This window comes from Streptomyces sp. NPDC025638, assembly GCF_055558775.1.
Genome location: NZ_JBVHLX010000022.1, coordinates 67864 through 88486 on the forward strand (window position 1 = coordinate 67864; position 20623 = coordinate 88486).

A 20623-nucleotide genomic window follows, 5' to 3' on the forward strand; every position below is an offset into this window, starting at 1 on the left:
AGCGTGACATCCCCGTGTCCCCGCACGTCATCGGCCTGATACCGTCCCCGCCAACGGCCGATTTCCCACCTGGTCCGCCAAACCCGTTACACCGCTGAGAGGTTGGAGCATGCCGGACGACGCCGCCGCAGCCCGCGCCGCCGCCGAAGAGGAGTCGGCCTTCTCGCACCCGCCGGTCGACCCCGACGTCACAGCGACGTACGGCGACCATCCCGACCAGGTGATCGACTTCTACGTCCCGCGCGGCTCCGAGCCCTCGGAACCGGGCTCCCTCGCCCCTCTGGTCGTGGTTCTGCACGGCGGGGCCTGGCGCGCACCGTACGACCGCCGCCACATCACCCCCTTCACCGACTACCTGGCCCGCCGCGGCTTCGCCGTGGCCAACGTCGAGTACCGCCGCGGCAGCGCGATCCCGGCCCAGGGCGGCGACGGCCCGGTCGCCGGTCGCTGGCCGGACACCTTCGACGACGTCGCCGCCGCGCTGGACGCCCTGCCCGCGCTCGTCCACGAGCTGCTTCCGCAGGCCGACCCGCGCCGTACCGTGCTCACCGGCCACTCGGCGGGCGGTCAGCTGGCCCTGTGGGCGGCGGCCCGGCACGTCCTGCCCGCCGACGCCCCCTGGCGCGCGGACCGGCCCACCCCCCTGCGCGGTGTGGTCGCCCTGGCCCCCATCGCGGACTTCGCGGTCGCGGAGAAGCTCGACGTGTGCGGCAACGCGGCCCTCCAACTCCTGGGCGGTCAGGAGAAGTTCGCGGAACGCCAGCCGTACGCGGACCCGGCCCTCCTGCTGCCCACCGGGATCGCGACCACGCTCGTCCAGGGCCGTACGGATGTGGTCGTACCGCAGGCGGTGGCCGAGTCGTACGCGGAGGCGGCGGCCAAGGCGGGGGAGGTCGTCGGGCTGACGCTCCTGGACGACGTCGGGCACTTCCCGCTGATCGATCCCGCGGCGGACGCGTGTGCGGTGGTGGCGGAGGAGATTGCGCAGCTGGCCTGGTGACAGCGCCTGGGTCGGCGCCTCCGAGGAGGCGACCCGGTCATACCCGTAGTACCTGAGAGCTACGCAGGAGAAGAGTTCCCTGGCGGGACGCGAACGACGAGTCCCGATCCGTAATTTCCCATCCAGACGAGCCCGACGACCGGGCGGGGGACTGGAGGGGACGGAGCCATGGGGCGTGTGACGGGGGCTGCGGAGGAGCGGACCGCAGACGAACGAACCGGCAAGAGGCGCCGACGCTCAGGAACGATGCGCCCCGCCGCCCATCGATGGCGCCGAGCCCTCCTCGCCGCGCTCATCACGGCCGCCGTCGTGGTCCCCCTCTCAGCCGCCGCCCGACCGGAGGTCCCCGCCCCGGCCCCGACCGTCCTCGCCCCGCCGACGGCGGCCACGCTGGGGGAGGCGTACGCGGCCAACCGTGCCAACGCCACCGAAGCCGCCGCCATGGCGGCCGCGCACAGCGACCGTCACCGTGCCGCCGCGGACCGCGCGCTGGCCGCCCCGTCCCGTCAGCTGCTCGTCTTCGACGGCCGCGGCTCCGGCCGGGCCACGGAGGTGCTCGGGGACCTGGCCGGGGCCGACCGCATCGCGATCCTGGTCCCCGGCTCCGACACCTCCATAGACACCTACGACCGCTTCCACAGAGCCGCGGCCGCCCTGTACTCCGAACTCACCCGCCGCGCGCCCGCCGACAGCCGGGTGGCCGTCGTCGCCTGGCTCGGCTACGACACCCCGGGCACGATCAGCACCACGGTCACCACCACGAGCCGCGCCGAGCAAGCCGCGCCCCAACTGCGCGCGTTCATACGGCAGCTGCGCGCGGTCGTGGGCGAGGAGCCGCGTGTGTCCGCCGTGTGCCACTCCTACGGCTCGGTCGTGTGCGGCCGTGCCGCCGCCGGCCTGGACGTCGACGACCTCGTCCTCGTCGGCAGCCCCGGCACCGGCGCCGACTCCGCCGCCGCGCTGCACACCCCGGCCCGGGTCTGGGCGGCCCGCGGTTCCGACGACTGGGTGGCGGATGTGCCGCACGTCAGCGCCGAACTGTTCGACACCACCATCGGCTTCGGCACCGACCCGGTCTCTCCGGCCTTCGGATCCCGCGTCTTCGACGCCGCCGACGCCGGTCACAGCGGCTACTTCACTCCGGGCTCGACCGTCCTCGCCAACCTGGCCCGGATCACCCTCGGCGAGACCTCGGAGGTGACCCGTGCGTGAGCCGACCCTGCGCCGCGCGCTGACCGTGATGCCGAACGGGATACGGCAGGGCGCCCGCCGCGTGGACACCGCCACGCCCGCCTCCCGGGACCGTGCCGTCGACGCCCTGCGTGCCTTCGCGATCCTCGGTGTCGTCCTCGGCCACTGGCTGGTCACGGCCCTGGTCGCGGACGACGGCTCGCTGCACGCGGCAAGTCCGTTGCGGCACATGCCCTGGCTGGCGCCCGTCTCCTGGGCCTTCCAGACCCTCGCCGTCTTCTTCCTGGTGGGCGGCCATGTGGCGACCCGCGGCTACGCCTCCGCCCGGGCCCGTGGAACGACCTACGGCGAGTGGCTGCGCGGCCGCCTGTCCCGGCTGTTCCGGCCGGTGGCCGCGCTGCTGACCCTGTGGGCGGTGGCGGCCGCGGGCCTGCTCGTCTCGGGCGCCCGGTTCGAAACGATCCACACGCTCGTCAAACTGGCCCTGTCCCCGCTGTGGTTCCTGCTGGTCTTCGCGGCCCTGACGGCGGCGACCCCGCTGGTGACCCGGCTCAACCCGCTGTGGCCCCTGGCCGTCGTCATCCACGTGGACCTCCTCCGATTCGGGCTGGGCGGCGCCCCGCCCTGGCTCGGCTGGGTGAACGTGGCCGCGGGCTGGCTGGTGCCCTACACCCTGGGCGCGGCCTGGACCCGCGGCGAGCTGGAGGGCCGCAGGGCGGGCTGGGTCCTGTTCGTGGGCGGTACGGCGGCCACCGCGGTGCTGGTCGCGTGGGCGGGTTATCCGGCGTCGATGGTCGGCGTCCCTGGTACGGCGATCTCGAATCTCAACCCCCCGACGCTGGCGGCCGTCACCTTCGGGCTGGCGCAGTGCGGGCTGGCCCTGCTGCTCCGCGACCGGCTGCGCCGCGCGATGGCCCGCCCGGTGGCCTGGGCCGCGGTGGCGCTGGTCAACCTCTCCGCGATGACGATCTTCCTCTGGCATCAGACGGCGCTCATGGCCACGACGGCCGTGACCCTCCCGGCCGGTCCGCTGCCCGGCCTGCACACCGAGCCCGACCAGCTGACCTGGGTGGCGGCCCGGCTGGCCTGCCTCCCCCTGTTCGCCCTGGCCCTGACCCTGTGCTGGACGGCCTTCCGCTCCTACGAACAGGGCCCGCGCCGCCCGAGGAACCGCCCTTCCCGGGTGATCCGCCGCCACTCCCACTCCCACGCGCACCGAACGGAACCGAAGAAGTCCCGCCATGCCTAGGGTTGAGGAGATGACCCCCACGGACCCGGCGGCCGGAGACGGCGAGACGCCACCCCACACGGCCGAAGGCCCGGCCCCCACCCCCGAACCGACCCCCGCCCCCGAACCGACTTCCACTTTCGAACCCGCACCCCAACCCACCCCCGAAGCCGCCCCCGAGCCCGCGCGCGAAACGCTCCTCAGCCGCCTGCGCACCCGAACAAGCCGCTGGCTCCGCATCCTGAAGTACCTGATCGCCACATGGATCGCCCTGGGCATCACCCTGGCCGGCGGCGACGAACTCTCCACGTCCTACGGGTTCGACACGGCAGACGGCCTCCTGGCCGGCTTCGCCCAGGGCCTGGCCGTCGTGCTGGCCCTGTCGCGCCCGGTCCCCGCCTGGGGCATCTCCCTCGGCGTGATGGTCGCCACGGCCACGGCGGCCCGCCCCGTCCTGGCCGACGCTCCGCAGCCCGGCCCCGACTGGCCCTGGGCGACCCCCCAAGTCCTGGCCCACGCCTTCGTGTTCTTCCTTCTCGCGCTACGGCTCCCGATCCGCAGGGCGATCGCCGCGCTGGCGGTGTCCGGTCTGGCGACCTTCGTCATCGAGGGTGTCATCGGCGGGGCGGGGTACACCGCGACCGGCCTGGTCGCGGTCGCCGTCTTCTCCGTGGCCGTCCTGGTGGGCACCGCCCTGCGCGCCCGCAGCGAGGCCCGCACCCAGCTGGTCGAGCAGGAGACGATCACCGCGGAGGAACGGGCCCGCCGCACGCTGCTGGAGGAGCGCAGCCGTATCGCGCGCGAGCTGCACGACGTGGTCGCGCACCACATGTCGGTGATCTCCATCCAGGCCCAGGTGGCCCCGCACCTGGTGGACAACCCCTCCGAGGAGCTGAAGGAGAACCTGGCCGGCATCCGCCAGAACGCCCTGGAAGCACTCACCGAACTGCGCCGGGTACTGGGCGTCCTGCGCTCCGAGAACCCGGACGAACCGGCCCCGGACTCCCCGCAGCCCACCCTCGACCGGCTCGGTGCGCTCATCGAGAACACCCGGGCCGCCGGCCTGGACGTGGTCACCGACATCCGCGGCGAACCCCGCCCCTACCCGCCCGGCGTGGAACTGTCCGCGTACCGGATCGTCCAGGAGGCCCTCAGCAACGCCCTGCGCCACGCACCGGGTTCCAAGGTCCGGGTGGAGGTCAGCCACTTCTCCGAGGGCGTCCATCTGGGAGTCATCAACTCCCGCCCCGGCCGGCCGGTTCCCCCTTCCCCGGGCACGGGCCACGGCCTGCTGGGCATGAGAGAACGCGCGACGATGCTGGGCGGCCATGTCACGGCGACCCCCACTCTGCACGGCGGATTCATGGTGACGGCTTTCCTCCCCAAGGACGCACGCGTGGACCGGCCCCCCACGGACCCGGACCCAGCGGCCGCCGGCGGCGAGATCCCCCTACAGGGGCCGGCCGCAATCCCCCTACAGGGACCACCCGCACCCACAGTCGAAAGCCACGCACCCGTCCCCGACGAAGGAGCCCAGACCCCATGACACCCGTCGGCCCGGACCTCATCCGCGTACTGATCGCCGACGACCAGCAAATGGTCCGCCAGGGCTTCACGGTCCTGCTCAACACCCAGCCCGACATCGATGTGATCGGCCAGGCGGTGGACGGCAGGGACGCCCTCACCAAGGTCGCCGAACTGACCCCGGACGTGGTCCTGATGGACATCCGGATGCCCGAAATGAGCGGGATCGAGGCCACCCGCCGCATCACCACCGACGACCCCGCCGTCAAGGTCCTGGTCCTCACCACCTTCGACCTGGACGAGTACGTCTACGAGGCGCTGCGTGCCGGCGCCTCCGGCTTCCTCCTCAAGGACGCCTCCGCGGACCAACTCGCCGAGGCGGTCAGGGTGGTGGCCGCCGGAGACGCCCTGCTCGCGCCCGGGATCACCCGCCGTCTGATCGCCGAGTTCTCACGCCTGGACGGCCCCCGTCGCGCTCCGCTGAAGCAACGCGTCGGCGACCTGACGGAGCGCGAGACGGAAGTGCTGGCCCTGATCGCCCAGGGGCTGTCGAACGCGGAGATCGCCGAACGGCTGGTGGTGGCCGAACAGACCGTGAAGACCCACGTCGGCCGCATCCTGGTGAAACTGGGCCTGCGCGACCGCACTCAGGCGGCGGTGTTCGCCTACGAGTCGGGTCTGGTCCGCCCCGGGACCCGCTGAAACCAGCCCTGGCCTGCCCCGCGTAGTACCTGAGACGGATTCCCAAGGACCCTCTCAGAGGTGACGACCGCGACCCCGGCCGCCGCATACCGTTTTCATCGTGACCGAGACGACGCACATGCAGACGACACCGCCGGGCGCAGCCGCCAGGCCGCGCAGCCCGGAGTTCCGGCTTGTCGCGGACGCCCTGCGGGGGCTGCGGCAGGACCTGTTCCACAACGCGTTTGCGTATGTCCCGCTGCCCCGGATGCGTGTCGACGGCCGGCTGACCCGCCGTCTCACTGGTCGCGCCCGGGACTACGCGGCCTGGAGAGCGCACATGCTGGTGGCCGCCGCGGGCGCGCTGGCGATGCTCATCGGGTTCGCGGGCAGTGGTACCGGCGGCGGGGCGGCCGTGCTCTGCGGTCTCCTCGCGCTGATTCCGGTGCTGCTGACCCTGGCCCGTCCGGTGGGAGCCTTCTGGCTGTCCCTCGCGGCGACGGCGGCCGCCTCGATCGTGGGCTCGTCCTGGATGGACTGGCCGTGGCTGCCGGGCAGCTTCCTCGCCCATCTCGTGGTGCTCACGGTGGTGGCGATACGGACCCGGCCGCGCACGGCGGCCTGGATGTGGGTGCTGACCGCGGGCTACGGCTTCGTGGTCGACGCCACCCTGGGCGGGGGCCGGCTCAACACCAACGCCGGTCCGATGCTCGTGCTCTCGGCGATAGCCCTGCTGGCAGTCACGGTCTGGCACATACGCCGGGACGCCGCGCAGGAGGTGACCGCCCAGCAGACGGTGACCGCGCACGAGCGCTCCCGCCGCACGCTGCTGGAGGAGCGCACGACGATCGCCCGCGAACTGCACGACGTGGTCGCCCACCACATGTCGGTGGTCGCCATCCAGGCGGAGGCGGCGCCGTACCGGGTGGAGAACCCGCCGCCGGAGCTGGAGAAGGCCTTCGCCACGATCCGGGAGAACGCGGTCGCGGCGCTGACCGAGCTCCGCCGTGTCCTGGGCGTGGTCCGCGCCGAGGACTACGAGGCACCCGACGCCCCCCAGCCCACCCTCGCGGACCTGGACTCCCTGCTCGGCAATGTGCGGGAGGCCGGGCTCGGGGTGGAGAAGACGGTGACCGGCGCGGTGCGCGAACTCCCGCAGGGCGTCGAGCTCTCGGCGTACCGGATCGTGCAGGAGGCACTGAGCAACTCGCTGCGGCACGCGCCGGGGGCGAGCGCACGGGTCGAGATCGGGTATGTCCTGGGCGGGCTCGGCCTGCGCATAGTCAACGGCCCGCCGCCCGCGCCGGACCTGGTGAAGCCGTCACCGGGCGCCGGACACGGGATCACCGGGATGCGGGAGCGTGTCTCCATGTTGAACGGCGAGATGACGGCAGGGCCGGCCGAGGACGGGGGCTATGAGGTGACGGTGTTCCTGCCGGTCGCCCTGGAATTCGACCGGGACGGCCGCGGAGACGACCGACACGACGGGCACGACCACAGGAACGGTGCATGACGACTCGCACGATCCGCGTACTGATCGCGGACGACCAGATGATGGTGCGTGAGGGCTTCTCGGTCCTGCTGAACGCGATGCCGGACATCGAGGTCGTCGGCGAGGCCGTCAACGGCCGCGAGGCCGTCGAGCGGGTGCGGGAACTCGCCCCGGACGTCGTGCTGATGGACATCCGGATGCCCGAGCTGAACGGCATCGAGGCGACGCGGGAGATCGTCGCCGCGGACGGCACGGCGAAGGTGCTGGTGCTGACCACGTTCGACCTCGACGAGTATGTGTACCAGGCGCTACGCGCGGGGGCCTCCGGGTTCCTGCTGAAGGACGCCTCGGCCCGCCAGCTCGCCGACGGGGTGCGCGTGGTGGCCTCCGGCGAGGCGCTGCTGGCCCCCACGGTCACCAAGCGGCTGATCACGGAGTTCTCCCGGCTGTTCGAGGCACCGCGGCCGGCCCCCACCGGACAGTCGGCGTACGGGGAACTGACCGAGCGGGAGACGGAGGTGCTGGTCCTGATAGCCCAGGGCCTGTCCAACGCGGAGATAGCCGAGCGGCTGGTGGTCGCCGAGTCCACGATCAAAACCCATGTCAGCCGCATCCTGGTGAAGCTGGGCCTGCGCGACCGCACCCAGGCGGCGGTGTTCGCCTACGAGGCGAGACTGGTCACGCCGGGGTGAGAGACCCCTGGTCACGGAGGGAGGAACCGGGCTAGCGTCCGTCCATGGCAGCCGTTTCCGATCTCGCCTTCGACCCCTGGGACCCGGCGTTCCTCGCCGATCCGTACCCGGCCTATGCCGAGCTGCGGGCGCGGGGCCGTGTGATCCACTACGAACCGACCGACCAGTGGCTGGTCCCGCACCACGCGGACGTCTCGGCGCTGTTGCGGGACCGCCGCCTCGGCCGTACGTATCAGCACCGGTTCTCGCACGAGGACTTCGGCCGCACGGCGCCCCCGCCGGAGCACGAGCCGTTCCACGTCCTGAACGACCACGGGATGCTCGACCTCGAACCGCCGGACCACACCCGTATCCGGCGCCTGGTGTCGAAGGCGTTCACCCCGCGCACGGTGGAGCGGCTCAAGCCGTACGTCGGCGAGCTGGCCGGGGAACTGGTGTCGGCCCTCGTGGCGGCCGGCGGCGGCGATCTGCTGAAGGACGTCGCGGAGCCGCTGCCGGTCGCGGTGATCGCGGAGATGCTGGGCATCCCCGAGTCGGACCGTGCCCAGCTGCGCCCCTGGTCGGCGGACATCTGCGGGATGTACGAGCTGAATCCCTCCGAGGACACGGCGGCGAAGGCGGTCCGGGCCTCGGTGGAGTTCTCGGACTATCTCCGGGAGCTGATCGCGGCGCGCCGCAAGGAGCCCGGCGAGGACCTCGTCTCGGGCCTGATCGCGGCGCACGACGAGGGCGACCGGCTGACCGAGCAGGAGATGATCTCCACGGCGGTCCTGCTCCTCAACGCGGGCCACGAGGCCACGGTGAACGCGACGGTGAACGGCTGGTGGGCCCTGTTCCGCAACCCGGCCCAGCTGGCCGCCCTGCGCGCGGACCACTCCCTGGTCCCCTCGGCCATCGAGGAGCTGATGCGCTACGACACCCCGCTCCAGCTCTTCGAGCGCTGGGTGCTGGACGAGATCGAGATCGACGGCACGACGATCCCGAGGGGCGCGGAGATCGCCATGCTCTTCGGCTCCGCCAACCACGACCCGGCGGTCTTCACCGCCCCCGAGACCCTCGACCTCACCCGCACGGACAACCCCCACATCTCCTTCAGCGCGGGCATCCACTACTGCATCGGCGCCCCACTGGCCCGCATCGAACTGGCGGCATCGATGACAGCGTTGCTGGAGCAGGCCCCACGCCTGACCCTGACGGCAGAGCCGCAGAGGAAGCCGAACTTTGTGATCCGGGGTTTGGAGGGGTTGAGCGTCGAGGTGGGGTGATCACCCGTTCGGCTGATCGCGCGATGATCCTGATCAACGGGCACCAGCGGCTCGTCGACTGACGGGAGGTCACCCTCACGTCGTCAAGTCCCGTCTCCGCAGCGCTGCCAGTCCCGCGCCCACCAGGGCCACCGCCAGCGCCGCCAGGGTCAGTACCGGGGTCCACTGCATCTCGGCGCCCGGTAGCTTCGGGAGGTGGCCGAAGGGGGAGAGGTCCAGGATGATCTGGGGGGCGTTCAGGGCCGGGCCCACCCAGCCGATCAGGAGGACGGCGACTGCCACTCCCCAGGCTGCTGCTGCCGCCCGGGGGGCGATGCCGTAGAGCAGGACCGCCACCCCGCCGATCACCCATACCGCCGGGAGCTGGAGGAGGCAGGCGCCCAGGATCGGGGCGATCTCCTTGCCGTAGCCGACGGCGAAGCCCAGGCCCGCCAGGAGCATGATCAGGGCTGAGCCGCCGAAGGCGATGGTCAGATGGCTCGCGGCCCAGCGCAGGCGCCCCACTGCGCAGGCCAGTACCGGTTCCGCGCGGCCCGAGGTCTCCTCGCCGTGCAGGCGCAGTACCGAGGCCACGACGTACAGGGACGCGATCAGGCCGAGCATGCCGACCATCGCCGCGAGGAACGCGTTCGTGAACGCGCTCTGGCCGCCCATCCGCTCGAAGATCTCCCGTGCCTGGTCGTTTCCGCGGACCAGGTCGGCCGCGCCGTCGGTCAGCCCGCCGTAGACGACCCCGGCCAGGAAGAAGCCGATCGACCAGCCGAGGACGCTGCCCCGTTGCAGCCGCCAGGCCAGCGCGCCCGCCGTGCCCATGCGGCCGTCGGCCGGTCCGGGCCGCGTGGGCAGGAAGCTCATGCCGACGTCCCGGCGCCCGGCGAGCCCGTAGGCCAGTGCGCCCTGGGCGGCGATCGCGGCGGCGAACAGCAGCAGTACCCACCAGCGTTCGTCCGCGAAGGACCGCTGGTTCTCCAGCCAGCCGAGCGGCGACAGCCACGTCAGCACCGAGGAACCGTCGTCGGACGCCGAGTCGCCCGCCGCGCGCAGGACGAAGGCCGCCCCGAGGACCGCCGAGGTCAGCCCCCGGGCGAGCCGTGCGCTCTCCGTCAGCTGGGCGACGATCGCCGCCATCGTGGCGAAGAGCATGCCGACCCCGGCGAGGCCGAGGCCGAAGGACACGGCGCCCGAGGTTCCCTGCCCGGCCAGACCGGCCGTGACCAGCAGCGCGAGTACGGCGTTCGCGACGGCCGCCGCCAGCAGCGCCGCCGTGAGGGAGGCCCGGCGGCCGACCATCCCCGACGCCACCAGCTCCTGCCGGCCGCTCTCCTCCTCGTCCCGGGTGTGCCGTACGACGATCAGCAGGCTCATCACGGCGGCGAGGGCGGCGGCGTACACGCCCATGCGCCAGGCCGTCAGCGCGCCGATGGAGGTGTCGAAGACCGGGCCGATCAGGGCGCGGAACGAGGCGTTGGTCTCCATCTGCCGCGCCAGGTCGGCGCGTTCGGCCGTGGTGTTGTACAGGGACTTCAAGGTGCCAGGCATGGAGAGGATCATGAGCGCGTTCACCGCGACGAAGACCGGGATCATCATCCGGTCGCGGCGCAGGGCGAAGCGCAACAGCGTTCCGGTGCCGGCCAGTTGGCGGGTGCCGCCAGGCGTCCGTACCGCGAGGGTGGTCATCGCGACACCTCGTCCTGGTAGTGGCGCAGGAACAGCTCCTCCAGCGTGGGCGGGGTCGAGGTCAGGGACCGTACGCCCGACTCGCTCAGCTGCCGCAGCACGGCGTCCAGCTTGTCGGTGTCCACCTGGAGGCGGACGCGGCGGCCCTGTACGTCGAGGTCGTGGACGCCGGGGAGGTGGGACAGGCCGTTGGGCGGTCCCGCGAGTTCGGCGCTGACGCTGGTGCGGGTGAGGTGGCGCAGGTCGGCCAGCGAGCCGCTCTCGACGGTGCGGCCGTTGCGGATGATGCTCACCCGGTCGCAGAGCTCCTCGACCTCGCTGAGGATGTGCGAGGACAGCAGGATCGTGCGGCCGCGGTCGCGCTCCTCCTCCACACAGCGCTGGAAGACCTCCTCCATCAGGGGGTCCAGGCCCGAGGTCGGCTCGTCCAGGATCAGCAGGTCGACGTCGGAGGCGAAGGCGGCGACGAGGGCGACCTTCTGCCGGTTGCCCTTGGAGTAGGTGCGGCCCTTCTTGGTGGGGTCCAGCTCGAACCGCTCGATCAGCTCCGCCCGGCGCGCCTTGTCGAGGCCCCCGCGGAGTCGGCCGTACAGGTCGATGACCTCGCCGCCGGAGAGGTTGCGCCACAGGGTGACGTCGCCGGGGACGTAGGCGATCCGGCGGTGCACCTCCACGGCGTCCCTCCACGGGTCGCGGCCCAGTATCTGCGCGGCGCCCGAGTCGGCGCGCAGCAGGCCGAGCAGGACCCGGATGGTGGTGGACTTCCCGGAGCCGTTGGGGCCGAGGAAGCCGTGGACCTCTCCGGTGGCGACCTCCAGGTCGAGGCCGTCCAGGGCGTGTGTCCGCCCGAAGGACTTGTGCAGTCCGGAGACGGTGATTGCCTTCGTCATGGATCAGAACGTACGCTTCTTTCAGAAATTTGTGAAGTTAAGGAAGGCTATGAAGCTTGGATAGGATGCGGTCATGACGGAAGCAGCCGGTACGGAGCGTGACCCCGAGGCGGTGTCGAAGTTCGTCGAGTCCTTCGCGGCACAGCTCGTCGAAGCCGGGATGCAGCGCATGCCGGCCCGTATCTTCGCCGCGCTCCTGTCCTCCGACGACGGCGCCCTGAGCTCCGCCGAACTGGGTGACCAGCTCCAGGTGAGCCCCGCCGCGGTCTCCGGCGCGGTGCGTTACCTGGCACAGCAGCACATGGTGTCCCGCGAGCGCGAGCCCGGTTCGCGGCGCGAGCGCTACCGCGTGCACAGCAACCAGTGGTACGAGGCCCTGACCAACCGCGAGGCGGTCATCAAGCGCTGGGAAGGCGCCCTGCGCGAGGGGGTCGTCAGCCTCGGCGCGGACACCCCGGCGGGCCGCCGTATGGCCGAGACGCTGGCCTTCTTCGAGTTCGTCGACGGCGAGATCGCGGCCATGATGGAGCGCTGGCGGGTGCACCGCGAGCAGCTCTTCGGGCAGGACTGAGCCCGCGGCCTTCAGGCGCCGGCCCGCTGGGGCACCGTGAGCCCCCAGGCCCCCTCCACGACCCGCCACGTCCGCTTCCGCACCGGCCCCGCCACGCCTGCGTCCGCCCGGTACCGGAAGTCCGGTCCGGCCACGGTCACGGTCCGCCCGGAGGCCCGCAGCGGGCACGCCTCCGCGCCCACCGACGCCGGCCGCACCTCGACCTCGGCCAGCCCGGCGGAACCGGTCGCCACCGAGATGCCCTCCACCGGCTGGTCCAGATCGACGAGCGTCACCCCGTCGACCTCCACCCGCAGCCGCGCGGGCCCGGGGGCGGGCACGGAGGTGGCGAGCCGGGCGGGGCGGGCGCCCAGCGTCCGTACGAGGGACCGGTACGTCGTCCGCAGCCAGGGGCGGACCGGAGCCGCGGGCACCGGCTCCAGCTGCGCGGCCCGCCGCACCGGCACCGGCACCGGCGGGATCCGCAGCGCGCCGATCACCACCCCGTCACTGTCGTCGACCAGCAGGTCCATGCGCCGCTCCACCCCGTCGAGCACGGCCCGCGCCGCGGCCACCGCCCCCGTCGGCACTCCCAGGGTCTCCGCCAGCGCCAGCGCGCCCCCCACCGGCACCACCGACAGCACGCATCCGGCCAGCTCCCGCTGCCGGTGCAGGAGGGACACCGCGCAGACCAGCGCCCGGTCGTCGCCGATCACCACGGGGCGGCGCGAGCCGCGCCGCGCCAGCGCGCGGGCGAATTCCTCCGGCCCCTCCGGCAGGCAGACCTTGGTGGTCGCACCCGCGCTGAGCACGTCTTTCGCGATCCGTACGGACTCCCCGTCCGTCCGCCGGGCGACCGGGTCGATGACCACCAGCAGCTGATCGGACGTCGCGAAAGTCGCCACCTCGGTCCTGCCTCGCTTCCTCGGGTAGCATCTTTGTGCAAGAGCCCCTTGCGCTATTGCGCCAGGGGCTTCGTCTATTCCGGGGCATCCGGTCCGACGGTTGTGCGACCAAAGGCGGTCGCGGTGGTACGCGGCGGTGAACCTTACGCCCACGCCCCTGACCTTGGACATGCCCCGCCCGGAAGGGGTGTACGCGCGTGCCCGCACTTGTGCTGCTCGGTGCTCAGTGGGGTGACGAAGGCAAGGGGAAGGCCACCGACCTGCTCGGTGGCTCGGTGGACTATGTCGTTCGCTACCAGGGCGGCAACAACGCCGGCCACACGGTGGTCGTCGGCGACCAGAAGTATGCACTCCACCTCCTCCCTTCCGGAATCCTCTCTCCCGGCTGTACGCCGGTCATCGGAAACGGCGTCGTCGTCGACCCGTCGGTCCTGCTCTCCGAGCTGAGCGGTCTGAACGAGCGCGGCGTCGACACGTCGAAGCTCATGATCAGCGGTAACGCGCACATCATCACCCCGTACAACGTCACCGTGGACAAGGTGACGGAACGCTTCCTCGGAAAGCGGAAGATCGGGACGACGGGGCGCGGTATCGGTCCGACCTACTCGGACAAGATCAACCGCGTCGGGATCCGGGTCCAGGACCTGTACGACGAGTCGATCCTGGAGCAGAAGGTCGAGGCGGCCCTCGACGTCAAGAACCAGATCCTCACCAAGCTGTACAACCGGCGCGCCATCGCCGCCGAGCAGGTGGTCGAGGAGCTGCTGGGCTACGCCGACAAGCTCGCCCCGTACGTCGCCGACACGGTCCTGGTCCTCAACCAGGCCCTGGAGGAGAACAAGGTCGTCCTGTTCGAGGGCGGCCAGGGCACGCTCCTGGACATCGACCATGGCACGTACCCCTTCGTCACCTCCTCGAACCCGACCGCGGGCGGTGCCTGCACCGGTGCCGGCGTGGGCCCGACGAAGATCAGCCGGGTCATCGGCATCCTCAAGGCGTACACCACCCGCGTCGGCGCCGGCCCGTTCCCGACCGAGCTGTTCGACGAGGACGGCGAGGCGCTGCGCCGCATCGGCGGTGAGCGGGGTGTGACGACGGGCCGCGACCGCCGCTGCGGCTGGTTCGACGCGGTCATCGCCCGCTACGCGACCCGCGTGAACGGCCTGACCGACTTCTTCCTCACCAAGCTGGACGTGCTGACCGGCTGGGAGCAGATCCCGGTCTGCGTGGCGTACGAGATCGACGGCAAGCGCGTCGAGGAACTCCCGTACTCGCAGACCGACTTCCACCACGCGAAGCCGGTCTACGAGAACCTCCCGGGCTGGTCCGAGGACATCACCAAGGCGAAGTCCTTCTCCGACCTGCCGAAGAACGCCCAGAACTACGTCAAGGCGCTGGAGGAGATGTCCGGCGCCCCGATCTCCGCGATCGGCGTGGGTCCGGGCCGCGACGAGACGATCGAGATCAACTCGTTCCTGTAGTCATCCGGGACCCACGGTCAGCATCCGGGACTCACGGGTCATCATCGGAAACCCACGGGCCGGTCATGGACATGAACATCCTTGACCGGCCCTTGGGCTGTTCCTGGTTCCGCGCGGAACCGGCGCAGGGCAAGCATCTACGCGGGTAGTGCCGTTCCTTCCGCCTCTTCCGTTCCAGGAGCCCCGAATGCCCGTCCAGCCCATGAACCGCCGGCAGTTCATGCAGAAGTCGGCCGTCACCGGTGCCGCCGCCGCCGTCGCCGCCGGAGCGGTCGGTACCGGTACCGCCGAAGCATCCGACCACGAGCCCGAACACACGCCCCGCACCTGGTCGTTCTCCATCCTCGGCACCACCGACCTGCACAGCCACGTCTTCGACTGGGACTATTACAAGGACGCCGCCTACACCGACAAGGCCGGCAACTCCTGCGGTGTCGCCCGCGTCGCGACCCTCGTCAAGCAGCAGCGCGAGGCCAAGGGCGAGGAGCATGTGCTGCTCGTGGACGCCGGCGACATCATCCAAGGCACATCCCTGGCCTACTACTTCGCCCGCGTCGACCCGATCACCGGCACCGACGGCAAGCGGGGCCCCAGGCACCCGATGGCCGTCGCCATGAACCACATGCGCTACGACGCCGCCGCCCTCGGCAACCACGAGTTCAACTACGGCATCGACGTCCTGCGCAAGTTTGAGAGCCAGTGCCGCTTCCCGCTGCTCGGCGCCAACGCCCTGGACGCCAAGACCCTCAGGCCCGCGTTCCTGCCGTACACCGTGAAGCGCATCTGCGTCCCCGGCGCCCCCGACATCAAGGTCGGCATCCTCGGCCTCACCAACCCCGGCATCGCGCTGTGGGACAAGGACAACGTCAGCGGGAAGATGGTGTTCCCCGGCCTGGTCGAGCAGGCCAAGAAGTACGTCCCGCGGCTGCGCGCCCTCGGCTGTGACGTCGTCTTCCTCACCGACCACTCCGGCCTCGACGGCTCCTCCTCCTACGGCGACTCGCTCCCGTACGTCGAGAACGCCTCCAACCTCGTCGCCGAGCAGGTCCCCGGCATCGACGCCATCCTCGTCGGCCACACCCACGTCGAGGTCTCCTCGTACACCGTCAAGAACGAGGAGACCGGTGAGGAGGTCCTCCTCTCCGAGCCGTACTGCTGGGGCTACCGGCTCAGCGTCTTCGACTTCGAGGTCGAGCTGCACCACGGCCGCTGGAAGGTCACGAGCAAGACGGCCCAGACCCTCAACCCCAACAACGTCGAGGAGGACCCGGAGATCACCCGGCTCCTCAAGGCCGACCACGACCTCGTCGTGAAGTACGTCAACACGCCCGTCGGCACCTGCACTGCGGACCTCTCGGCAGCCGAGTCCTGCTGGAAGGACGTCCCCATCATGGACTTCATCCACGAGGTACAGATGAAGACGGTCGGGGCGGGCCTGTCCGCCGCCGACGCCGCGCTCCCGCTCATCTCCGTCGCCGCGCCGTTCAGCCGCACGGCCGACATCCCCCAGGGCAGCGTGACCATCAAGGACATCGCCGGGCTCTACATCTACGACAACACCCTCTACGGCAAGAAGCTCACCGGCGCCCAGCTCAAGGACTACCTGGAGTACGCGGCGAAGTACTACCACCAGGTCCCGGCCGGCACGGCGGTGGACACCTCCACCCTCACCAACGCCAACAGCTTCTGGGACTACATGTACGACACCGCGGCGGGCGTGTCCTACGAGATCGACATCGCCCAGCCTGAGGGCTCCCGCATCAAGAACCTCACCTACAAGGGCGCCGCGGTCGCCGACGACCAGGTCTTCGTCGTCGCCGTCAACAACTACCGGGCCAACGGCGGTTCGGGATACCCGCACATCGCGTCCGCCGACATCGCGTACAGCTCCACCAACGAGATCCGCCAGCTGATGATCGACTACGTGGTGTCCAAGGGCACGCTGAACCCGGCGGACTTCGCGGACGCCAACTGGAAGCTGACGCAGGCCGGGACGCCGGTGTTCTGAACGTCGGCTGCGGGGTGGCCGTAGGGGGCGCCCGCTCCCAAGCGAGCGGGCGCCCCGGAAAGACGGTGGCCCAGCCCGGCGTCGGCGACCACGGTCAGCTGAAGACGATCATCGACCCCTGGGCCAGGCTCCGGGTCGCCGCCGCGTGCAGCCCCAGCCAGACGTGCCGTTCGCGGGCGAAGGGGCTGGGATCGTACGGCGGCGGGACCGCCGGCTCCTCCAACTCCGTGGGGCCACGCGGAGGTTCCGGTGCCGCCGGGGGGTTGGCCGGATCGATGCCGATCGACGGGGCGACGAACTCCAGCTCCCGCAGCAGCGTCTGGGAGGAGCCCAGCGGGCCGCCGCTCGCCAGCAGTTCGTCGTTGGACAGCGGGTTGGGGAAGTCGACCGGGACGTAGGCGCCCGCGTGGTCGTAGTGCCAGACCAGGTGCGACTGCTGGGCGGTGGACTCGAACATCTCCAGGAGCTGCTCGTAGTCGCCGCCCAGTTCGTCCACCGGGGTCACCGGCAGCCCGCACATCTGCAGGAGGTAGACCCGGCGCAGGAAGTGCAGCGCGTCGTAGTCGAAGCCGGCCACCGGGGCGACCTCGCCGGACAGGCCCGGCATGTACTGGTACACCGGCACCGGTGGGAGTCCGGCCTCGGCGAGCACCTTGTTGTATTGCGCGAGTTCCTCGGCGAACGGGTTGTCCGGGGTGTGGCACAGGACGTCCACGAGCGGCACCAGCCACAGGTCACAGGCCAACGAGAGCTCCTCGCATCAGCACGCGTACACGCATTGCAGGGTGGTCAGGGAAGGGTAATCGGTGCGGCGCAGCCTCAGCCCCCCTGGTGCAGGTCCCATACCCACACACCGTGCGTCCACTTTCCGGCACGGCCGGTGAGCTTGTGCAGGGCCGTGCGCAGCTTGTCGTCATTTGGCTGGGGTACGACCACCAGGACGCCCGCCTTCCAGTAGGCGAAGTCCCGCTTGGCCTGCGCCTGCCAGTTCTTGCCGATGATCGGGACCACGCCCGTCCAGCGCACGTCCCGGAGCATGTTGGAGGTGTAGCGCGGGGAGGCGCCGTAGATGCCGATGCGGTCCTCGCCGTACGGGCCGTTGAAGTAGCCGCCGGGGAGTCGGAAGCCCAGATCGGCGGCCGTCTGCCAGTGCAGGGCCTCCGCGACGCCGGAGTCGGGCAGCGGCACGGGCACGAGCGACTCGCCCTCGCGGACGTACGACTTCCAGGTCCCGTCCGTGAAGAACGCCGGCACCTCGGCCCGCTCCGCGGACTTCAGCGGTGCCGGGACCAGCGGGACCAGGGCGAGCAGGACGCCGAGGAAGCCGAAGTACATCGTGCCCACGGCACGGGTCGCCGCCAGCCTGTCCACCGCGATCGCCACCATCATGCCCAGCGCCGGGGCGCAGACCATCGCCACCCGGCCCTCGATCACCGACTCGAACAGCGGCTTGTCGGCCAGCAGGGCCCAGGGGCCGGGGTAGACGGTGTCGGTGAGCGGGATGCGGATCTTCGGGCCGAGGGAGAGCACCGCGGCGGCCACCGCGGTGAACGCGAGCGCCTTGACCAGGGCCTGCTCCCACAGCCGTACGAGGATCGCGAAGGCCAGGGCGACCAGCGGCCAGCCGTAGAACGCGTTCTGCTCGGTGGGGTTGGGGGAGAGCGAGTTCGCCGTCTGCGCGTCGCCCGCGAACAGCGAGCGCTCGGCGAAGGCGATCAGGGACAGGGGGCTGTTGCCCACGTTGTCGCCGTGCAGGACGCTGCGATAGCTCTGCGGGCCGGTGAACTGCCAGTACAGGGGATAGGCGACGAGGGGGAGACAGACCGCCGCGCCGATCAGCAGGCCCTTCAGCAGCGGCCGCCAGGCCTCCCGTGCCACGTCCCGCCGTACGGCGACGTAGGCGGCCGTGAACAGGGTCATGCCAAGCGCGGCAAGCAAAAAGGGTTCCTCGCCCAGGAAGACCTGGTAGGCGGCCATCAGGCCGAGCACGACCCCGTCCCGCACCACCCGCGTGCCCGCGCACAGCCGCAGGGCGCGGTCGATGATCAGCGGGATCATGAAGAGGATCACGAAGTTGGGGTGCGCGTTGGCGTGGCTGACCATCGGGGGCGCGAAGGCGGCCAGCGAGGCGCCCAGGAAGGCGGCCGCCCGCTGCCGTACGACCCGTTTCACGATCAGCCAGTACCAGGCGGCCGCGGTCGCCGCCAGGCCCAGCGTCATGCAGACGCTCAGCGCGACCGCGGGCCCCGCGGCGAGGGTGAGCGGCGCGAAGGGGACGGACAGGCCCAGCATGACCGTGTTGGCCATCAGGTTCACACCGTCGGGGAAGCCCTGGAGATCGGTGAAGAGGGGGTTGCGCAGATGGGCGACGTTGTCGGCGGTCACCGCGAAGAACCACTCCCACTGGTTCTGGTCCTGGAGGGAGTCGGGGAGATAGCGGTGGTCCGGGTCGAAGACACGGCCCGAGTAGAGGGCCACCGCCATCAGCAGGAAGAGGACGGTGACCAGGAGGTCGGCGGGGCGCACGGCGCGGGCTCTGAGCCGGGCCAGGTCGGTGAGGACGCGGGCGTAGTCGAGGGGGCCGACCTTCGAGCCGGGCTGATGGCTCCAGCGGACCGGGACCTCGGCCACGGGCCAGTCGTTGCGGTGGAAGTGCTGGAGCACCTCCACGTCTATGCCCCAGCCGTCGAGCCGGGAGGCGGCGAAGGCCTCACGGGCCTGGTCGCCCTCGAACAGCTTGAAGCCGCACTGGGTGTCCCGTATGCCCGGCACGGCCGTCGTGCGTATCAGGAAGTTCCCGGCACGGCCGAGCAGTTCGCGCACCCGGTGCTGGCGGTTGTCGATCGCCGCACCCGGCACCGAACGCGAGCCGATCGCCGCCGTGTGCCCCTCACTGAGCGCCTTGTCGAGCCGCTCCAGCTCCGTTATGGGGGCCGCCAGGTCGGCGTCGGTGACCAGCACCCGGCGGCCGCGCGAGGCCGCGACCCCGAGGCGCAGGGCGCTGCCCTTGCCGCGGTTGCGGTCACTGGTGACGAGCCGGACCCGTGGGTGCTCCAAGGCCGCTGTCTCCCGGGTGCCGTCGGTCGACCCGTCGTCGGCGACGATCACCTCCCACTCGCCCCAGCGGCCCTCGTTGTCGCTCAGATAGGCCGTGACGGCTTCGAGGGTGGGGCCGAGACGCTCTTCCTCGTTGTAGGCGGGGACGACGACGGAGAGGTCGACCACCTCGGTGCGGCGGCCGCTCATCCGGCCGCCAGCCGCTCGATGAGGGCGAGGGCGTGCGTGTTGTACCCGGCTACGATCGCGCGGGCGCGCGCGGGGTCCCGGCGCACCAGGGCGTCGACCAGTTCGGTGTGCCCGGACCACAGGCGGCCGCGCAGATCGGGCAGGCGGCGCAGGTGCTGCACCGCGCACACCCAGGACTGGACGCGCAGCCGGTTCAGGAAGTCGGCGAGATAGGGGTTGCCGAACAGGGCGCCCAGCTCGCGCCAGAAACGCAGGTCGTAGCCGATCAGCACGGTCAGGTCACCGGCGGCGGACGCGCGCTGGGCCTCCTCGCCGCGCCGGCGGACCGCGGCGAGGGCGGCCGCCGTACGGGGCTCCTCGGGGTCGGCGAACGGCTTGCGGCCGTCGACGAGCGCCTGGAACATGCTGTCGGTGACCAGGCTGCGCGCCTCGATCATGCCGCGGTAGTCGTCGAGCGAGTACTCCGGGACGCGGAAGCCGCGGTGCTGGTCCGCCTCCACGATGCCCTGCGCGGACAGGTCGACCAGCGCCTCGCGGACCGGCGTCGCCGAGACCCCGTACTGCTCGGCGATCTCCTTGACCGTGAACGCCCGGCCCGGCTGGAGCCGGCCGGCCAGCACCTCGTCACGAAGCGCGTCCGCGATCTGCTGCCGCAAGGTACTGCGGGTCACGGCGCCGTTGCCGGGCATGGTCGGGGGCTCTCCTCACGCGTATGGGTGATGTGCTCGTCCATATCTACGAGCACGTCACCTTACGCGTTCGAGTTCCCCCTGGTGAGCTTCGGTGTTGCGGC

Annotated in this window: 17 protein-coding genes; 11 read left to right on the forward strand and 6 right to left on the reverse strand. The window is 71.3% G+C overall.

Features of this window, described 5'->3' with window-relative positions; all coding sequences use genetic code 11:
• The first annotated feature begins 109 nt into the window (after positions 1-109).
• The 8 genes from ACZ4EG_RS39775 (at position 110) to ACZ4EG_RS39810 (ending at position 9073) form a co-directional block, all read left to right on the forward strand.
• A complete protein-coding gene (locus tag ACZ4EG_RS39775; RefSeq protein ID WP_467794097.1) occupies positions 110-1000 on the forward strand; it encodes an alpha/beta hydrolase family protein in 891 nt (296 codons plus the stop codon).
• Positions 1001-1246: 246 nt separating this feature from the next.
• Positions 1247-2212 carry an alpha/beta hydrolase gene (locus tag ACZ4EG_RS39780; RefSeq protein ID WP_467794098.1) on the forward strand — a complete coding sequence of 322 codons (966 nt, stop codon included), beginning with the start codon at positions 1247-1249 and terminating at the stop codon, positions 2210-2212.
• 28 nt (positions 2213-2240) lie between these two features.
• The gene (locus ACZ4EG_RS39785) at positions 2241-3440 is read left to right on the forward strand and encodes an acyltransferase family protein (protein WP_467794146.1); all 1200 of its coding nucleotides are present in this window, start codon (positions 2241-2243) and stop codon (positions 3438-3440) included.
• 10 nt (positions 3441-3450) lie between these two features.
• A complete protein-coding gene (locus tag ACZ4EG_RS39790) occupies positions 3451-4965 on the forward strand; it encodes a sensor histidine kinase (RefSeq protein ID WP_467794099.1) in 1515 nt (504 codons plus the stop codon).
• A complete protein-coding gene (locus ACZ4EG_RS39795) occupies positions 4962-5645 on the forward strand; it encodes a response regulator (RefSeq protein ID WP_453547354.1) in 684 nt (227 codons plus the stop codon). The genes ACZ4EG_RS39790 and ACZ4EG_RS39795 overlap by 4 nt, the downstream gene beginning before the upstream one ends.
• Before the next feature lie 100 nt (positions 5646-5745).
• Positions 5746-7137, forward strand: a complete 1392-nt coding sequence (locus ACZ4EG_RS39800; RefSeq protein ID WP_467794100.1) for a sensor histidine kinase — start codon at positions 5746-5748, stop codon at positions 7135-7137.
• Entirely contained in the window at positions 7134-7808 is a 675-nt protein-coding gene (locus ACZ4EG_RS39805; protein WP_453547358.1) for a response regulator, read from the forward strand. The genes ACZ4EG_RS39800 and ACZ4EG_RS39805 overlap by 4 nt, the downstream gene beginning before the upstream one ends.
• 44 nt (positions 7809-7852) lie before the next feature.
• Positions 7853-9073 (forward strand): cytochrome P450, encoded by a 1221-nt coding sequence (locus ACZ4EG_RS39810; protein WP_467794101.1) that lies wholly within the window; start codon positions 7853-7855, stop codon positions 9071-9073.
• 75 nt (positions 9074-9148) lie between these two features.
• Here the strand turns inward: ACZ4EG_RS39810 and ACZ4EG_RS39815 are convergent, their stop codons facing one another.
• Entirely contained in the window at positions 9149-10750 is a 1602-nt protein-coding gene (locus tag ACZ4EG_RS39815) for an ABC transporter permease (RefSeq protein ID WP_467794102.1), read from the reverse strand.
• On the reverse strand, positions 10747-11640 hold the full coding sequence (locus ACZ4EG_RS39820; RefSeq protein WP_363296356.1) for an ABC transporter ATP-binding protein: 894 nt from the start codon (positions 11638-11640) through the stop codon (positions 10747-10749). Before ACZ4EG_RS39820 ends, ACZ4EG_RS39815 begins: the two co-directional genes overlap by 4 nt.
• Before the next feature lie 73 nt (positions 11641-11713).
• Between ACZ4EG_RS39820 and ACZ4EG_RS39825 the strand changes: the two genes are divergently transcribed.
• A complete protein-coding gene (locus ACZ4EG_RS39825) occupies positions 11714-12211 on the forward strand; it encodes a GbsR/MarR family transcriptional regulator (RefSeq protein ID WP_467794103.1) in 498 nt (165 codons plus the stop codon).
• A gap of 11 nt (positions 12212-12222) precedes the next feature.
• On the opposite strand, the gene ACZ4EG_RS39830 is transcribed toward ACZ4EG_RS39825, so the two are convergent.
• On the reverse strand, positions 12223-13095 hold the full coding sequence (locus tag ACZ4EG_RS39830; RefSeq protein ID WP_467794104.1) for a diacylglycerol kinase family protein: 873 nt from the start codon (positions 13093-13095) through the stop codon (positions 12223-12225).
• 197 nt (positions 13096-13292) lie between these two features.
• Here ACZ4EG_RS39830 and ACZ4EG_RS39835 point away from each other — a divergent pair, with 197 nt between their 5' ends.
• Positions 13293-14576 carry an adenylosuccinate synthase gene (locus ACZ4EG_RS39835; RefSeq protein ID WP_453547368.1) on the forward strand — a complete coding sequence of 428 codons (1284 nt, stop codon included), beginning with the start codon at positions 13293-13295 and terminating at the stop codon, positions 14574-14576.
• A gap of 187 nt (positions 14577-14763) precedes the next feature.
• On the forward strand, positions 14764-16584 hold the full coding sequence (locus ACZ4EG_RS39840; protein ID WP_467794105.1) for a bifunctional metallophosphatase/5'-nucleotidase: 1821 nt from the start codon (positions 14764-14766) through the stop codon (positions 16582-16584).
• 94 nt (positions 16585-16678) lie between these two features.
• On the opposite strand, the gene ACZ4EG_RS39845 is transcribed toward ACZ4EG_RS39840, so the two are convergent.
• The 3 genes from ACZ4EG_RS39845 to ACZ4EG_RS39855 form a co-directional block, all read right to left on the reverse strand.
• The gene (locus tag ACZ4EG_RS39845) at positions 16679-17329 is read right to left on the reverse strand and encodes a hypothetical protein (protein WP_390708137.1); all 651 of its coding nucleotides are present in this window, start codon (positions 17327-17329) and stop codon (positions 16679-16681) included.
• A gap of 74 nt (positions 17330-17403) precedes the next feature.
• The gene (locus tag ACZ4EG_RS39850; RefSeq protein WP_467794106.1) at positions 17404-19830 is read right to left on the reverse strand and encodes a dolichyl-phosphate beta-glucosyltransferase; all 2427 of its coding nucleotides are present in this window, start codon (positions 19828-19830) and stop codon (positions 17404-17406) included.
• Positions 19827-20519 carry a GntR family transcriptional regulator gene (locus tag ACZ4EG_RS39855; RefSeq protein WP_453547376.1) on the reverse strand — a complete coding sequence of 231 codons (693 nt, stop codon included), beginning with the start codon at positions 20517-20519 and terminating at the stop codon, positions 19827-19829. Before ACZ4EG_RS39855 ends, ACZ4EG_RS39850 begins: the two co-directional genes overlap by 4 nt.
• Positions 20520-20623: the final 104 nt, after the last annotated feature.

Bases quoted from the DNA above. Each gene is read 5' to 3' on its own strand.
- ACZ4EG_RS39780 (WP_467794098.1), top strand. From the start codon at position 1,247: ATGCGCCCCGCCGCCCATCGATGGCGCCGAGCCCTCCTCGCCGCGCTC.
- ACZ4EG_RS39815 (WP_467794102.1), bottom strand. From the start codon at position 10,750: ATGACCACCCTCGCGGTACGGACGCCTGGCGGCACCCGCCAACTGGCC.
- ACZ4EG_RS39785 (WP_467794146.1), top strand. From the start codon at position 2,241: ATGCCGAACGGGATACGGCAGGGCGCCCGCCGCGTGGACACCGCCACG.
- ACZ4EG_RS39810 (WP_467794101.1), top strand. From the start codon at position 7,853: ATGGCAGCCGTTTCCGATCTCGCCTTCGACCCCTGGGACCCGGCGTTC.
- ACZ4EG_RS39850 (WP_467794106.1), bottom strand. From the start codon at position 19,830: ATGAGCGGCCGCCGCACCGAGGTGGTCGACCTCTCCGTCGTCGTCCCC.
- ACZ4EG_RS39790 (WP_467794099.1), top strand. From the start codon at position 3,451: ATGACCCCCACGGACCCGGCGGCCGGAGACGGCGAGACGCCACCCCAC.
- ACZ4EG_RS39855 (WP_453547376.1), bottom strand. From the start codon at position 20,519: ATGCCCGGCAACGGCGCCGTGACCCGCAGTACCTTGCGGCAGCAGATC.
- ACZ4EG_RS39795 (WP_453547354.1), top strand. From the start codon at position 4,962: ATGACACCCGTCGGCCCGGACCTCATCCGCGTACTGATCGCCGACGAC.
- ACZ4EG_RS39805 (WP_453547358.1), top strand. From the start codon at position 7,134: ATGACGACTCGCACGATCCGCGTACTGATCGCGGACGACCAGATGATG.
- ACZ4EG_RS39825 (WP_467794103.1), top strand. From the start codon at position 11,714: ATGACGGAAGCAGCCGGTACGGAGCGTGACCCCGAGGCGGTGTCGAAG.
- ACZ4EG_RS39840 (WP_467794105.1), top strand. From the start codon at position 14,764: ATGCCCGTCCAGCCCATGAACCGCCGGCAGTTCATGCAGAAGTCGGCC.
- ACZ4EG_RS39820 (WP_363296356.1), bottom strand. From the start codon at position 11,640: ATGACGAAGGCAATCACCGTCTCCGGACTGCACAAGTCCTTCGGGCGG.
- ACZ4EG_RS39775 (WP_467794097.1), top strand. From the start codon at position 110: ATGCCGGACGACGCCGCCGCAGCCCGCGCCGCCGCCGAAGAGGAGTCG.